The organism is Caballeronia grimmiae (genome assembly GCF_000698555.1).
GTDB classification, from domain to species: domain Bacteria; phylum Pseudomonadota; class Gammaproteobacteria; order Burkholderiales; family Burkholderiaceae; genus Caballeronia; species Caballeronia grimmiae.
The window spans coordinates 133,498-148,730 of sequence record NZ_JFHE01000004.1; the positions used below are offsets into that span (position 1 = coordinate 133,498).

Consider the following 15,233-nt stretch of genomic DNA (forward strand, 5'->3'; position numbering starts at 1 on the left):
CTGCGTTAAGCGGCCAGTACAATCGACCGGACAGGCGGCACCGCCACTACAGCAGTCGAAACGAAGAGCGGGACATCCATGGAACAGGACGACATCGTCGCCGGCTGGTCGGAGCGGATCGCCCGGGCCACCGAAGCCGGTACGCCGCTGCGCATCCGGGGCGGCGGGACGAAGGACTGGTACGGCCAGACGCTCCAGGGTGAGATTCTCGACACGCGCGTGCACCGCGGCATCGTCGAGTACGATCCGGCGGAACTCGTCATCACCGCGAAAAGCGGCACACCGCTCGCCGAAGTCGAAGCCGCGCTGCGGGCGCACGGCCAGATGCTGCCGTTCGAGCCGCCGCACTTCGGCCGCAACGCGACGCTCGGCGGCTGCATCGCGGCGGGCATCGCGGGGCCGCGGCGCGCCTGGACCGGCGCGCCGCGCGATTTCGTGCTGGGCGCGGTCGTCATGAACGGACACGGGCAAGTGCTGCACTTCGGCGGGCAAGTGGTCAAGAACGTCGCGGGCTATGACGTCTCGCGGCTGATGGCCGGGTCGCTCGGCACGCTCGGCCTGATTCTCGAACTGTCGATCAAGGTGTTGCCGCGCCCCGTCGCCGAAGCCACGCTCAAATTCGACATGCACGCCACCGACGGCGTGCGCAAGCTCAACGAATGGGGCGGCCATCCGTTGCCGATCAACGGCAGCGCGTGGCGCGACGGCACGCTGGCGCTGCGTCTCGCGGGCGCCGAAGCCGCCGTCAAGACCGCGCGCAACACGCTCGGCGGCGAAGTGGTCGATGCCGTCGAAGCCGACCGCTTCTGGATTGCCATGCGCGAGCAGACCGACCCGTTCTTCGCCGTGATCGAGCCGCGCTCGGCGCTGTGGCGTCTCGCGCTGCCGTCGATTGCGGAACCGCTGCATCTGCCGGGCGCGCAACTGATGGAATGGGGCGGCGCGCAACGCTGGTGGATCACGGACACCGATCCGCAGACCGTTCGCATCAGCGCGAAGCAGGCGGGCGGCCACGCGACGATCTTCCGCGCCGGCTCGGCCTATGACCGTAATGCAGGCGTATTCACGCCGCTGCCTGCGCCGCTGATGAAGATTCATCGCGGACTGAAGGCGGTGTTCGATCCGGCGCGCGTGTTCAACCGCGGGCGGCTGTATCCCGACTTCTAGGCCAACCGAGCGGACCTGAGCGATGCAAACCAATCTCGCCGATTTCATCCGCGGCACGGCCGACGGCGACGAAGCCGACGCCATCCTGCGCAAGTGCGTGCACTGCGGCTTCTGCACGGCGACCTGCCCGACGTATCAACTGCTCGGCGACGAACTCGACGGACCGCGCGGGCGCATCTACCTGATGAAGCAGATGTTCGAAGGCGCGCCCGTCACGCGCAGCACGCAGACGCATCTGGACCGCTGCCTGACGTGCCGCAACTGCGAGAGCACGTGTCCTTCGGGCGTGCAGTACGGCAAGCTGGTCGAAATCGGGCGCAAGGTGGTCGAGGAGAAAGTCGAACGGCCGATGCGCCAGCGCCTGCAACGCCGCCTGCTCGCGAGCTTTCTGCCGAACAGCACGCTCTTCACGCCCGCGATGAAGCTCGGGCAGCAGTTCCGCGGCATCCTTCCGCGCACGCTGCGCGCGAAGATACCGGTCGCGCAAAAGCCGCTCGCGCAGCCGACGCGCAAGCACGCGCGCAAGATGCTGATGCTCGCCGGATGCGTGCAGCCCGCGATGATGCCGAACGTGAACATCGCGACGGCGCGTGTGTTCGATGCGCTCGGCATCGAGATCGTGACCGCGCCGGATGCCGGCTGCTGCGGCGCGATCCGCCTGCATCTCGGCTATAACGACGACGCGCTCGGCGACGTGCGCAACAACATCGACGCATGGTGGCCGTATGTCGAAAACGGCGTCGAGGCCATCGTGATGAACGCGTCGGGCTGCGGCGCGACGGTAAAGGAGTACGCGCACCTGATGCGCAACGATCCGATGTACGCGGAGAAGGCGCGGCGCATAGTCGATCTGACGCGCGATCTCGCCGAAATCCTGCCGCTGTACGAGGAAGAGCTCGTATCGATCGCGCGGCGGCGGGGCGTGCATACCGTCGCGTTCCATCCACCGTGCACGCTGCAGCACGGGCAGCAGATTCGCGGGCGCGTCGAGGCGTTGCTGACGGCGCTCGGCATCGAAGTGCGCCTGCCCGCGGATAACCACATTTGCTGCGGATCGGCGGGAACGTATTCGGTGCTGCAGCCGAAGCTCTCCTATGCGCTGCGCAACCAGAAGCTCGATCGGCTGGAGAAGACGGAACCGCAGATGATCGTGTCGGCGAACGTGGGCTGCATCGCGCATCTGCAAAGCGGCACGTCGACGCCGGTCACGCACTGGATTCAACTTTTGGAGCATCTGCTATACGGCTAGGCGGATTCGTATAATTGCCCGCTTACTGTCCGATTTGCTTCGAAAGCCGCTCACGCATGTCCATCGCACACCATCTCGCAGAAGTCCGGCAACGCATCGCGCAGGCGGCACAAAGCGCATCGCGCGATCCCGCGTCGGTCAGGCTGCTGGCCGTTTCCAAGACCTTTCCCGCCGGCGACGTGCGCGCCGCCTTCGACGCCGGCCAGCGCGCGTTCGGCGAGAACTACGTACAGGAAGGCGTGACGAAGATCGCGGCGCTGGCCGAGTTGCGCGGCGAGATCGAATGGCATTTCATCGGGCCGCTGCAATCGAACAAGACGAAGCTCGTCGCGGAACAGTTCGACTGGGTGCATTCGATCGACCGCCTGAAGATCGCGGAGCGATTGTCCGCGCAGCGTCCCGAAGGCGCGGCGGCGCTTAATGTCTGCGTACAGGTGAATGTGAGCGGCGAGGCGTCGAAGAGCGGCGTCGAACCCGCCGACGCCGCCGCGCTCGCCCATGCGATCGCCGCCCTGCCCGGCTTGCGGCTGCGCGGACTGATGGCGATTCCTGAACCGGCCGATACGCTCGACGCCCAGCGCGCGCCCCACGCCCGCCTGCGCGGACTGATGGACGCCCTGCGCGCCGACGGCCTCGATCTCGACACGCTCTCGATGGGCATGTCCGCCGACCTCGAAGCGGCCGTGCTCGAAGGCGCGACGGTGGTCCGCATCGGCACCGCGATCTTCGGCGCACGCGATTACACGAACTGATCACCCACTCCTTTTTCTTCTATGAAAATCGCATTCATCGGCGGCGGCAACATGGCCGCGGCGCTCATCGGCGGTCTCGTCAAACGCGGCGTCGCGCCGGCGGACATCTATGCCATCGACATCAACGACGACGCGCGCGCGCGGACCGCGAAGGAGTTCGGCGTCGCGACGGGCGCGGCCATCGACGCCACGCTCGGCGGATACGACGCCATCGTGCTCGCGGTCAAGCCGCAGGTGCTCAAGAGCGTCGCCGAGGCGCTGGCGCCGCATCTGTCGCAGCAGACCATCATCAGCATCGCGGCGGGGATTCGCGCGACGGACCTCTCGCGCTGGCTCAACGGCCACACGCAGATCGTGCGCACGATGCCGAACACGCCCGCGCTCATCGGCATGGGCGTGACGGGGCTGGCCGCGCTGCCCGGCGTCGGCGAGGCCGCGAAGGCGCTTGCATCGCAAGTTCTCGAAGCGGTCGGCACGACCGTGTGGTTCGACGACGAAGCGAAGCTCGACGCCGTCACCGCCATCTCCGGCAGCGGCCCGGCTTACGTGTTCTATTTCATCGAAGCGATGCAGGAAGCGGCACGCGCGCTCGGCATGGACGAGGAACAGGGCCGCGCGCTGGCCGTCGCGACGTTCACCGGCGCGGCGCAGCTTGCGGCGCAATCCGGCGAGCCGGCGAGCGTGCTGCGCGAACGCGTGACGTCGAAAGGCGGCACGACGGCGGCGGCGCTGGCTTCCTTCGACGCACAGGGGGTGAAGGATGCGATCGTGCGCGGCGCGCTGGCCGCACAAGCGCGGGCGAAAGAGATGGGAGACGAATTAGGCGCGGCGTAACCGGCGGCGGCGAGCGTCACCCGAGATAAAGCACGTTATCGCGCTGCGAAATATGTTGCCGCAGCGGGTCGCGCTCGCTGATCGCGAGCATGTTCGGGGCGATCTCGTAGAAGTCGGCATAACCCACGTCCGCGAGCAGTTTGCGGATGTCCTGCGCGTCGGTTTTCAGCGTTTCGACGAGGATGACCGGCGCGCATCGTTTCAAGGTTTCTTCAGCGCCTCTCAGCACGTCCAGCTCCATGCCCTCGACATCGATCTTGAGAAAATCGACGCGTTCGAGTTGCAGGGCATCGATGCTGATCATCGGCACTTTGACGCCGCGTCCGGAAGCGTAAGACACGTCCTGACCGATGCTCAGCGTGTCTTTCATTTCGCGCAGTTCGAGACTGCCAAAACTTCCGGCCGCGTAATAATCGGGCTGCGGAATTTCGATTTCACCGACGCGCTCGCCCAGCGCAGCGAGTTTCGCACGCGCATTCATGCAATTGTTGATCGCGAGATTACCGGCCAGCGCGTAATACACGATTTCCTGTGCCTCGAAACTCAGCACGCGACCCCAGCCGTACATTCGCCGCGCCCATTCGATTGAATGAACTCCGACATTCGCCCCGCCATCGATCGCGAAAACGCCATCGCCGAAATGGTGACGGCGCAGTTCGAGCAATTGCAGAACGAACGCAATCTCGCCGGCATCGAAACACGATGTATTGAGCAGCTGATGACCGACGCCATACGTAAAACCGTCCTTAACGGCGACATCATTTCGATTGACGATCATGGTGCCGTGATTCGATGCGGCGAGAACGTAAGCAATGGGGCGTTCTGGAAATGGCATGGCTCAGAAAAGTTGGAAAGTCATCTGGTCAGTGTAGTGTCCAGATGACCGAATGCAACTTTGATCGAGCGCGACGATTGTCATGTCATTGCGAGGCCCGAAAGCCGCGCTGCTGCCCTTATAACTTCTGCACCACGAATTCGATGCCGCACTCCGCGAACGCGGTGCGTGTCTGATCGAACCGCTCTATGCCCCGCAGAAACGCGTGATCGAGGCGCTCGATTTTCGCCACGTTCACTTCGCCGTCGAACTCGCGCAGCATGTCGAGCACGTTGATCGAGACCGGCGACCAGCTCGTGCGCTTGAACATCGTGAAGGTATGCTTGTGATCGTAATTGAACGTGGACGGCCACACGCCCTGCTCGTACATGTCCTCGTCCGGCACCGTAATGACGAGGTGTCCGCCCGGTTTCACAACACGTAGCCAGTTCCGCAACGCGATGCGCGGATCGACCATGTGTTCCAGGCAGTGTCCCGAATACAGGAAGTCGAAGGCGCCGTCGGGCACGTTCCCGAGGTATTGCGCATCGCCCTGCGGCATGTCGTAGACCGTGACGGTCTGGATGCGCGGGAATAGCTGCGCATAAACGGCGATGCTGTCGTTTCCTCCACCGATATCGATACCCATCCCCACGAGCCAGCGATTGCTGAAGCGCGCGTCCTGCAGCCGGCGGTTGAGCGAGACGCAGGTCGTGCCGGGAACGTTCAGGTGAAGCACGGGCGGCTGCGTGACATCGCCCGGAAGAAGCCACGCGCTCAGGTCGTAGTCGCCCCATGCGCGCGGCCAGAGAACCGCATAGCCGGTATCGTCAGAGAGCCAGTGCAGCGAGTGCGTGGCCTCGAACTCGCCGAGCAATGCGAGAAAGCGCGCTTCCTGATCAAAGCCGTGTGCGACGGAATCGGGCAGCGCGCCGTGCGCCACCTGGAAGTCGCGGCGATAGATGCGCACGTCGTCGATCAGGATCAGCGCATTGGCCGCGCGGCCCTTAAGCAATGCGAGTTCGTCGATGAGCGGCAGGCGCGTGGAGGGCGAGTGGCTTGCGTCGTTATAGCTGCTACCGCCAAAGTCCGCGCCAGGGAAATGGGCGTCGAGAAAAATCAGGCAACGCTGCTGTGCGATTGCGCTTTGCACGCGACCGGATTTCAGAAAATCGACGCTGTCAGACTTCGCGACATATAGCCGCTCGTTCTGCTCCGCCTTTCGATGAAGATCCTCGTAAAGCTCGCAGGAAAGCGCGTGACGCATGCCGCTATTCAACGCATGGCGGCAGGAGTTTCCCATGCCGTAACCTGTTTCGACAAACTGCGTGATTTTGTGTCGAGCAACCAGCGTTGCCACGTTGAAACGCGCGAGAGAACCCATGACTACTATCCCTGTATTGAGGTGCCAAGCTGTCGCACACAGGCGTCGTCACTACTGTGATTAACACGACAGGAGCTATGCAATGCCTCGAGACAGCTATCGGAAACGATCGGGAAGAGTTAATGCATTCGAAAATGCAGATAAACCCGATGACTTTCGACAGTAACAGAATGGCTATGCGCGCGACGATTTACGCGACCATTTGTATCGTTCGGCGATTCAATTCGAACCCTTATGCGCATTCGAGCGCCGGCTTCGGCAAAGCGAAACCAGCGCGGAATTCATCCGGAAAAGACGATCAGCTCGCGAGCGCGTATTGCAGCGCGATTCCCGCGAACAATGCGCCGCCGAGCCAGTTGTTGTGCTTGAACGCAGCGAAACATGCCATGCGGTCGCGGCCGCGGATCAGCACGTAGTGATACACCGCGCAGCCCGCTGCCGCCGCCCAACCGAGCCAGTACGGCCAGCCGAAATGAAGCGCCACGCCGATCCACACATACACCGCGAGCGTCGCCGCGTAGCACAGCATCACGGCGAGCACGTCGTATCGGCCGAAGGTGAGCGCGGAAGTGCGAATGCCGATCTTGATGTCGTCGTCGCGATCGACCATCGCGTATTCGGTGTCGTAGGCGACGGACCAGCAGACGTTGGCCGCGAGCATGATCCACGCGAGCATCGGCACCTGATCCTGGACGGCGGCGAAGGCCATCGGGATGCCGAAGCCGAACGCGATGCCGAGATATGCCTGCGGTATCGCGAAGAAGCGCTTCGTGAACGGATACGTCCCTGCGACGAAGAGCGCGAAAACCGAAAGCTGCTTCGTCAGCGTGTTGAGCGGCAGGATCAGCAGAAACGCCACGAGCGACAGCGCCGCCGCGAGCGCCACCGCTTCCCACGCCTTGATCTTGCCGGAGGTGATCGGCCGCTCGGCGGTGCGCTTCACGTAGCGGTCGAAGTCGCGGTCGGCGTAATCGTTGATTGCGCAGCCCGCCGAGCGCATGAGCAGCGTGCCTATCGAAAAGATGACGATCAGCATCAGCGATGGACGGCCATCCGACGCGATCCACAGCGCGTTGAGCGTCGGCCACAACAGCAGCAGGCTGCCGATGGGTTTGTCGAGGCGCACGAGGCGCATATAGAGCGGAAGACGGGCGAGCATGGCGGGCGGCATGAAGTCGATGGGCTATTTTAGACCACCGTCCCGCGTGCGGACTTCGCGTGCTGGACGCCCCAAAAAGCAAAAACCCGTGCTTCGGATCGCACGGGTTTTTGTCAGCATCGACGCAGTGCCGCTTTACGCGAGCATCGAGCGCAGCATCCACGCAGTCTTTTCGTGCGTTTGCATGCGTTGCGTGAGCAGGTCGGCGGTCGGCTCGTCGTTCGCGGCTTCCGTTGCCGGGAAGATTTCGCGTGCGGTGCGCACGACGGCTTCCTGACCTTCCACCAGCTGGCGAATCATGTCTTCCGCTTCCGGCACGCCTTCGGCTTCAGGAATCGACGACAGCTTCGCAAACTCACGATAGCTGCCCGGTGCATGCACGCCCAGCGCGCGAATGCGTTCCGCGATGGAATCGACGGCCGTCGCCAGTTCCGTGTACTGCGTCTCGAACATCAGATGCAGCGTGTTGAACATCGGACCCGTGACGTTCCAATGAAAGTTGTGCGTCTTCAGATACAGCGTGTACGTGTCCGCCAGCAGCCGGGACAGGCCGTCAGCAATGCGCTTGCGGTCCTTGTCGCTGATGCCGATATTGACGGCCGGTGCTGGAATGCCATTTTTCTTCGCCATGATGACTCCGTAAGAGAGTGATACGAACGTTATGCAAGCCCTGCCGGCGAACGGATCTCGGACTCCGATCGTTTCGCCGGCCGACGTTTTCGAGCGCTCGACAGTTTATCTTAGAAACGTCTGTGCCTTCCTGTCCTGCAAGGCACGCAAGCGCTGCGAACCGCGTCGTACGGCCGCATCCGCCCGGCGTCTCATGCAAAGACGCCCGCACCCGCGCCATGCAGCGCACTCGCGACGACGAGCCCATAACCGGTCGCGACGATGCCGAACGCAAGCGCCACCCGCACGCCGCGCGATGCCTGGCGGCTCGTCGTTTCGACGCGGTTCACCGCCTGTCCGATGATGTTGATAGCCTGAGCCATGATCTTTCTCCCTGATCTATCGCAGTCGCCGCGCGTCTCGCGTCAGACGGCTGCGGTGTCGTTTTCGTCGATGTCGACGCGCTGCCCGAGTGCCGCGAGCGCATCGGCGACGCCTTGCGCATAGGCCGGATCGGCGCGGCGGAAGTGCTGCAGTTGCCGTGCGACGATGCCGTTCGGCACGCCATGAATGTGCCGCGCGATGTTGCCGAACAGACGCTCGCGTTGCGCATCGTCGAACAGGCGGAACAGCGCGCCCGGCTGCGAGTAATAGTCGCCGTCCTCACGATGGTCGTAGCGATACACATCGCCCGCCGCGAGCGGCGGCTCATTGACGCTCGCGTCCTGCGCGAACTCGCCAAAGCGGTTCGGCTCGTAGTTCACCGTGCCGCCGAGGTTGCCATCGACGCGCATCGCGCCATCGCGATGAAACGGATTCGCCATCGGCGCACGCGACGCGTTCACCGGAATCTGATGGTGGTTGATCCCGAGCCGGTAGCGCTGCGTGTCGCCGTATGAGAACAGCCGCCCCTGCAACAGGCGATCCGGCGAGAAGCCGATGCCCGGCACCACGTTCGCCGGCGTGAACGCCGCCTGCTCGACCTCCGCGAAGTAGTTCTGCGCATTGCGATTCAGTTCGATCACGCCGACATCGATCAGCGGAAAGTCCGCATGCGGCCACACCTTCGTAATGTCGAACGGGTTGATGCGGTAGGTCGCGGCCTCGGCCTCGGTCATCACCTGGATGCGGAAATTCCAGCGTGGGAAGTTGCCACGGTCGATGTTGTCGACGAGATCGCGCTGCGCGCTTTCGCGGTCATTCGCGATCACGGCGGCGGCTTCCGGATCGGTGTAATTCTCGAGCGGTTGCTGCGACTTGAAATGGAACTTCACGTAGGAACGTTCGTTGTCCGCGTTGAGGAACGAGAACGTGTGCGAGCCGAAACCGTGCATCTGCCGATAATTCGTCGGAATGCCGCGATCGCTCATCAGGATAGTCACCTGATGCAGCGATTCCGGATGACGCGACCAGAAGTCCCACGCCGCTACGTTGCTGCGAAGATTCGTGTACGGATCGCGCTTCTGCGTGTGGATGAAATCAGGAAACTTCAACGGATCGCGGATGAAGAACACCGGCGTGTTGTTGCCGACGACGTCCCAGTTGCCTTCTTCCGTGTAGAACTTGATCGAGAAGCCGCGCACGTCGCGCTCGGCATCGGCGGCTCCGCGTTCGCCCGCGACCGTGGAAAATCGCATGAAGATGGGCGTTTCCTTGCCGATCGCGGAGAAGAGCTTCGCCTTCGTGTAGCGCGAGATGTCGTGCGTCACGCGGAACGTGCCGAATGCGCCGGAGCCTTTCGCGTGCACGCGGCGCTCGGGAATCACTTCACGGTCGAAATGCGCGAGCTTTTCGACGAGCCAGAAATCCTGCAGCGTCACCGGGCCGCGCGGACCGGCGGTCTGCGAGTTCTGGTTGTCTCCGACAGGTGCGCCGGCGGCGGTCGTGAGTCGTTGGGTCGTCATCGTGATGCTCCTTGATCTATGTTCGCTTGGGATGATGGATGCGTCGCTCACGCGGTGCGGGCGAAGTCGGCGAGGATGTGAAGCGCGACGCCGCGCCAATCGGACCATGTGGTCGGCACGCGGGCTGGGGACGGGTTGGGGGTCATCGCTTCTCTCCTGGCTGGCTTATGGGAGAAGCATAACTGGAACTATCGAATAGCTATATTCGATTAATTTTATCTATTCGATAGCTTCCTGGTGCGTGCCGAAAGCGCGGCGCTAGAAAAGCCTTGCGCGTTGACCGCACAAGGCTTCGATGGCTTACGCCACCGGGTCAGCACCAAAGCGATTGGTACCGAGCGTGCCGCGTGTGCAGTACCAGACCAGCAGGATGAGGCCAACGATCGGCACCAGCGAGAGCAACATCCACCAGCCCGACCGCTCGGTGTCATGCAGACGGCGAGCCGTGACTGCGAGCGCCGGCAACAACGTCCCGAGCGCGATCACGCCTTGCAAGACGGCCGCGAAACTCGTCATGGAGTCCCCGCCGAGAACGCCGATGACGGAAATTGCCACATACACCAGTCCGAGAAACAGACTGAAATACCAATACTCGGCGCGGCGAGCACGGCCGTCGAACGTTGCGTATTTGGAGAAGACGGCGCGGACGGCCTGCGAAAAATTCATGAAAGCTCCGTGGTAAGAGGTCGCCGATCTCCGGATTCGGATCGGCTAACCACGGGCGATTCTAGGGTCGTAAGGAGAACGAAAACAGGCTTGAGCCGTTTCCTTGACCAAAAGCGACAAACCGGGACACTTTCGTCGGAAGCGTCCGCTAAACACGGCCGTAGCGTCTGAAATAATCCTAATGCGGCACGGCGAGACGCGTTAAATCTCGCTAATGAGCGCGACGACCGTTCGTCAATTAACCGCCACCGGCATATCCAGTTTCCTCACGCCCGGCAGGTCACACGCCGCGATTGCATCGCTGATTGCGTCGATGGCGGGCATCCGCGTAAAGCTCTTGCGCCACGCGAGCACGACGCGCCGGTCGGGCACCGGATCGTCGAATGGCACGTAACTGAGCAAGCCAGCGTCGATGCCCGGCGCGTGCGGCTTCACTTCCATCACCGACATGCGCGGCAGCACCGTAATGCCGACGCCGCTCGCGACCATATGGCGAATGGTTTCCAGCGACGAGCCTTCGAACGTCTTCTGAATGCCGTCCGCATTTTGCGAGAAACGCATCAGCTCGGGACAGACGCCGAGAACGTGATCGCGGAAGCAATGGCCGCTGCCAAGAAGCAGCATGGTTTCCTGCTTGAGATCGTCCGCGTCGATCTTGCCGCGGTTTTCCCACGCATGCCCCGACGGCATCGCGACGACGAACGGCTCGTCGTACAGCGCGCGCACCATCAGCCCGGTTTCGGGGAACGGCAGCGCCATGATCGCGACATCGATTTCGCCCTGCTTCAGCAGTTCGATCAGCTTGAGCGTGTAGTTCTCCTGCAGCATCAGCGGCATCTGCGGAACGGCCTTGATCATCTGCTTGACGAGCGTCGGCAGCAGATACGGCCCGATCGTATAGATGACGCCCAGCCGCAGCGGACCGACCAGCGGGTCCTTGCCCTGCTTGGCGATTTCCTTGATGGCGAGCGTCTGTTCGAGCACGCGCTGCGCCTGCGTGACGATCTGCTCGCCGATCGGCGTGACGCTGACCTCGCTCGTGCCGCGCTCGAAAATCTGCACGTTGAGCTCGTCCTCGAGCTTCTTGATTGCCACCGACAGCGTCGGCTGGCTGACGAAGCACGCCTCGGCGGCGCGGCCGAAGTGCCGCTCGCGCGCGACCGCGACGATGTACTTCAATTCAGTGAGCGTCATTGGGGGCCAATGAAAGACTTGGATTCGATAGGTTGAAGTTATACACCTGCGAACGCCGGTTCGCCAACTGGTCTTGCATCGGCGCGCGCGTCCGCCGCGTGCGTCAGGTGTTGCATTCAATAGGGACAGACAAGGCGGCGGCGAGTTCTTCGTCAGGCCTTTAAATACTGTTCGCGCGCGCCGAGCCAGCGCGCGAGATGCTGCGTGACGGCGTCCGGGAACGCATCGAGCAAGTGTTGCGCCGCCTCGCGCGCCGGTTCGATCAGCCAGCCGTCGTTTTCGAGGCTGGCGAAGCGCAGCATCGCCTCGCCCGATTGCCGCGCGCCGAGAAACTCGCCGGGACCGCGAATTTCGAGATCGCGCCGGGCGATGTCGAAGCCGTCGGTGGTTTCGCGCATCGTCTGAAGTCGCGCGCGCGCCGTCTGCGACAGCGGATTCGAGTACATCAGCACGCACACCGACGCCGCGCTGCCGCGCCCGACCCGCCCACGCAACTGATGCAACTGCGCGAGGCCGAACCGCTCCGCATGCTCGATCACCATCAGCGACGCGTTCGGCACGTCGACGCCCACTTCGATCACCGTCGTCGCGACGAGCAACTGCACGTCGTTGCGCGTGAAGGCGTCCATCACCGCGGCTTTTTCCGCTGGCGCGAGCCGGCCGTGCACCAGTCCGACGCGCAGCTCCGGCAGCGCCGCGACGAGCGTCTCGTAAGTTTCGACGGCCGTTTGCAGTTGCAGCGTTTCGCTCTCTTCGATCAGCGGACAGACCCAGTAGACCTGCCGCCCGGTCAGCGCCGCCTCGCGCACGCGGCCAATGATCTCGTCGCGCCGGCCATCGGACACGATCCTGGTGAGAATCGGCGTGCGGCCCGGCGGCAGTTCGTCGATGGTCGACACGTCGAGATCGGCGTAATAGGTCATCGCGAGCGTGCGGGGAATCGGCGTCGCGGACATCATCAGTTGATGCGGCTGGAAATCGTGCCTGCCGTCGGCCGCGTTGATCGCCTTCGCCCTCAGCGCAAGCCGCTGCGCGACGCCGAAGCGATGCTGCTCGTCCACGATGACGAGGCCGAGGCGCGCGAATTCAACCGTATCCTGAATGATCGCGTGGGTGCCGATCACGAGTTGCGCGGTGCCGAGCGCCGCCGCTTCGCTTGCCGCGCGCTTTTCTTTCGCCTTGAGGCTGCCCGCGAGCCACGCCACCGACACGCCGAGCGGCTCGAGCCAGCCGCGCAGCTTGCGTGCGTGCTGCTCCGCGAGAATTTCGGTCGGCGCCATCAGCGCGGCCTGATAGCCCGCGTCGATGGCCTGCGCCGCCGCGAGCGCGGCGACGATGGTCTTGCCGCTGCCGACATCGCCCTGAAGAAGACGCTGCATCGGATGCGCGAGCGTCAGTTCGCCTGCGATTTCGGCGCACACACGCTCCTGCGCGCCCGTCAGGCTGAACGGCAGCGCGCGCAAGAGGCGCACGACGAGAGAACCGGCGTCGTCGGCGGCGCGGCGCGGCATCGCGGGAGCGGCGCGCGTGCGCCGCTCGGCGTGCGCGCGCTTGAGCGACAACTGCTGCGCGAGCAATTCCTCGAACTTGATGCGCGTCCACGCCGGATGCGTCCCGTCGATGAGCGCGGTTTCGTCGGAATCCGCGCGCGGATGATGCAGCGTCTTCACCGCATTGAGCAGGCCCGGCACGTTGAGCGGCGCGAGATGCGCCCGCGCGACCGGCTCGGGCAGCAATTCCGGCAGCGAAACGCGAGCGAGCGCACTGTCGATCGCCTTGCGCAAATACGCCTGCGAAATGCCCGCCGTGGCCGGATAAACCGGCGTCAGCGCCTGCGGCAGCGGCGTATCTTCGTCGACGGGACGCACGGCCGGATGCACCATCTCGAGCCCGAAGAAGCCGCCGCGCACGTCGCCGCGCACCCGCAACCGCGTGCCGATGGCCATCTGCTTGACCTGCGAGCCGTAGAAGTTGAGAAAGCGCAGCGTGAGTTCGTCGCCGGCGTCATCGTGAATTTTGACGAGCAACTGGCGACGCGGACGGTAGGCAATCTCATTGTCGAACACGATGCCTTCGGTCTGCGCGTTATCGCCGGGAATGAGTTCGGCAATCGGCGTCAGCGATGTTTCGTCCTCGTAGCGCATCGGCAGATGCAGGACGAGATCGATATCCGACTTGAGCCCGAGCCGCGCGAGCTTGTCAGCCGTCTTGACGACGGGCTTCGGCTTCTTTTCCGCGCTGTCCGCAGCCTTGGCCCGCTTCCTCGCGGGCGGCGCGACGCTTTCTTCCGCATTCGGAAGCACATCGGTCGATGAAGCGAGGCGGCGGTCGGATAAGGGCATCGAATCTCTTCGCAAGTACAATGTGAGGTTTGTTCGGCGCGGATCTGCGTGTTTGCGCCATCGTTCGTGCGACTTCAAGCCATGTTCACGCTTTCCGATTTCGATTTTAATCTGCCGCCCGAGCTGATCGCGCAGAGCGCCCTTGCCGAGCGCAGCGCGAGCCGTCTGCTCGAAGTCGACAACCGCAGTACGCCGGCCACGCTCACCGACCGGCGCTTCTCCGAACTGCCCGATCTCGTCGAGCCCGGCGATCTGCTCGTGTTCAACGATACCAAAGTCCTCAAGGCGCGCTTCTTCGGCCAGAAGGCCAGTGGCGGGCGCGTGGAAGTGCTGGTGGAGCGTCTGACCGGCGCGACGACCGCGCTCGCGCAAATCCGCGCGAGCAAGAGCCCGGCGGCGGGCAGCACCATCCGGCTCGCCGATGCCTTCGACGTGACGGTCGGCGAGCGTGTCGAACCGTTCTACACGCTGCATTTCCCCGCCGATTGCCTGACGCTCATCGAGCAATACGGGCGCTTGCCGCTGCCGCCTTACATCGAACACGACGCCGACGCCTACGACGAAACGCGTTACCAGACGGTATATGCGGCCAATCCCGGCGCCGTGGCCGCGCCGACGGCGGGCCTGCATTTCGACGACGCCCTCTTCGCCCGGCTCGATGCGCGCGGCGTCGAGCGCGCGACGCTCACGCTGCACGTCGGCGCGGGCACGTTCCAGCCGGTGCGCGTCGAGAACGTCACGGAGCACAAGATGCACAGCGAATGGTATGCGCTGCCGCAGACGCTCGTCGACCGCATCGCGGCGGTCAAGGCGCGCGGCAATCGGGTGATCGCCGTCGGCACGACGTCGATGCGCGCGCTCGAAGCCGCCGCCCGCGACGCCGCCGCAGCCGGCCGCCCGCTATCCGCGACGAGCGCCGAAACCGACATCTTCATCACGCCGGGTTACGAATTCCGCGTCGTCGACCGGCTCGTGACCAACTTCCATCTGCCGAAGTCGACGCTGATGATGCTCGTCTCCGCTTTCGCCGGCATGGACACGATCCGCGACGCTTACCGCCACGCGATCGAACAGCGATACCGTTTCTTCAGTTACGGCGACGCGATGCTGCTCACGCGCTCCGCCTGACCTTCATCAACTTTGCGCCGGACTGTTCTCC

15 protein-coding genes are annotated in these 15,233 nt (G+C 63.8%); 6 read left to right on the plus strand and 9 right to left on the minus strand.

Annotation, left to right across the window (positions count from 1 at the left end; translation table 11 throughout):
• Positions 1 to 78: 78 nt before the first annotated feature.
• From glcE to proC, 4 genes are read left to right on the plus strand one after another with little or no spacing between them, the layout of a single operon-like run.
• Positions 79 to 1,167, plus strand: a complete 1,089-nt coding sequence (glcE, locus tag BG57_RS06625; protein WP_035961572.1) for a glycolate oxidase subunit GlcE — start codon at positions 79 to 81, stop codon at positions 1,165 to 1,167.
• A gap of 22 nt (positions 1,168 to 1,189) precedes the next feature.
• The gene (glcF, locus tag BG57_RS06630) at positions 1,190 to 2,416 is read left to right on the plus strand and encodes a glycolate oxidase subunit GlcF (RefSeq protein ID WP_035961579.1); all 1,227 of its coding nucleotides are present in this window, start codon (positions 1,190 to 1,192) and stop codon (positions 2,414 to 2,416) included.
• Between the two features lie 56 nt (positions 2,417 to 2,472).
• Positions 2,473 to 3,168: a YggS family pyridoxal phosphate-dependent enzyme gene (locus tag BG57_RS06635; protein WP_035961584.1), complete on the plus strand. Its 696-nt coding sequence runs from the start codon at positions 2,473 to 2,475 to the stop codon at positions 3,166 to 3,168.
• A 21-nt stretch (positions 3,169 to 3,189) separates the two neighbouring features.
• On the plus strand, positions 3,190 to 4,002 hold the full coding sequence (gene proC / locus BG57_RS06640; protein WP_035961586.1) for a pyrroline-5-carboxylate reductase: 813 nt from the start codon (positions 3,190 to 3,192) through the stop codon (positions 4,000 to 4,002).
• Between the two features lie 16 nt (positions 4,003 to 4,018).
• Here proC and BG57_RS06645 read toward each other — a convergent pair whose 3' ends face one another.
• Positions 4,019 to 4,570, minus strand: a complete 552-nt coding sequence (locus BG57_RS06645) for an FkbM family methyltransferase (protein WP_229753820.1) — start codon at positions 4,568 to 4,570, stop codon at positions 4,019 to 4,021.
• A gap of 21 nt (positions 4,571 to 4,591) precedes the next feature.
• On the opposite strand from BG57_RS06645, the gene BG57_RS33650 reads away from it, so the two are divergent.
• Entirely contained in the window at positions 4,592 to 4,885 is a 294-nt protein-coding gene (locus BG57_RS33650) for a hypothetical protein (RefSeq protein WP_229753821.1), read from the plus strand.
• Positions 4,886 to 4,955: 70 nt separating this feature from the next.
• On the opposite strand, the gene BG57_RS32220 is transcribed toward BG57_RS33650, so the two are convergent.
• From BG57_RS32220 to recG, 8 genes are all read right to left on the minus strand, one after another.
• Positions 4,956 to 6,119, minus strand: a complete 1,164-nt coding sequence (locus BG57_RS32220) for a methyltransferase domain-containing protein (RefSeq protein WP_229753822.1) — start codon at positions 6,117 to 6,119, stop codon at positions 4,956 to 4,958.
• A gap of 379 nt (positions 6,120 to 6,498) precedes the next feature.
• On the minus strand, positions 6,499 to 7,359 hold the full coding sequence (gene ubiA / locus BG57_RS06655; protein WP_035961913.1) for a 4-hydroxybenzoate octaprenyltransferase: 861 nt from the start codon (positions 7,357 to 7,359) through the stop codon (positions 6,499 to 6,501).
• A gap of 135 nt (positions 7,360 to 7,494) precedes the next feature.
• Positions 7,495 to 7,989 (minus strand): Dps family protein, encoded by a 495-nt coding sequence (locus tag BG57_RS06660; protein ID WP_035961595.1) that lies wholly within the window; start codon positions 7,987 to 7,989, stop codon positions 7,495 to 7,497.
• 191 nt (positions 7,990 to 8,180) lie between these two features.
• Positions 8,181 to 8,351 carry a hypothetical protein gene (locus BG57_RS32935; RefSeq protein WP_160174711.1) on the minus strand — a complete coding sequence of 57 codons (171 nt, stop codon included), beginning with the start codon at positions 8,349 to 8,351 and terminating at the stop codon, positions 8,181 to 8,183.
• Between the two features lie 42 nt (positions 8,352 to 8,393).
• Positions 8,394 to 9,872 (minus strand): catalase, encoded by a 1,479-nt coding sequence (locus BG57_RS06665; protein ID WP_035961597.1) that lies wholly within the window; start codon positions 9,870 to 9,872, stop codon positions 8,394 to 8,396.
• A gap of 300 nt (positions 9,873 to 10,172) precedes the next feature.
• The gene (locus tag BG57_RS06670; RefSeq protein ID WP_035961603.1) at positions 10,173 to 10,538 is read right to left on the minus strand and encodes a DUF805 domain-containing protein; all 366 of its coding nucleotides are present in this window, start codon (positions 10,536 to 10,538) and stop codon (positions 10,173 to 10,175) included.
• 234 nt (positions 10,539 to 10,772) lie between these two features.
• Entirely contained in the window at positions 10,773 to 11,732 is a 960-nt protein-coding gene (locus BG57_RS06675) for a hydrogen peroxide-inducible genes activator (RefSeq protein WP_035961612.1), read from the minus strand.
• Between the two features lie 152 nt (positions 11,733 to 11,884).
• The gene (recG, locus tag BG57_RS06680; protein ID WP_035961619.1) at positions 11,885 to 14,074 is read right to left on the minus strand and encodes an ATP-dependent DNA helicase RecG; all 2,190 of its coding nucleotides are present in this window, start codon (positions 14,072 to 14,074) and stop codon (positions 11,885 to 11,887) included.
• Between the two features lie 81 nt (positions 14,075 to 14,155).
• Between recG and queA the strand changes: the two genes are divergently transcribed.
• Positions 14,156 to 15,202, plus strand: coding sequence for a tRNA preQ1(34) S-adenosylmethionine ribosyltransferase-isomerase QueA (queA, locus tag BG57_RS06685; RefSeq protein WP_035961622.1), 1,047 nt, complete (start codon positions 14,156 to 14,158; stop codon positions 15,200 to 15,202).
• Positions 15,203 to 15,233 lie beyond the last annotated feature (31 nt).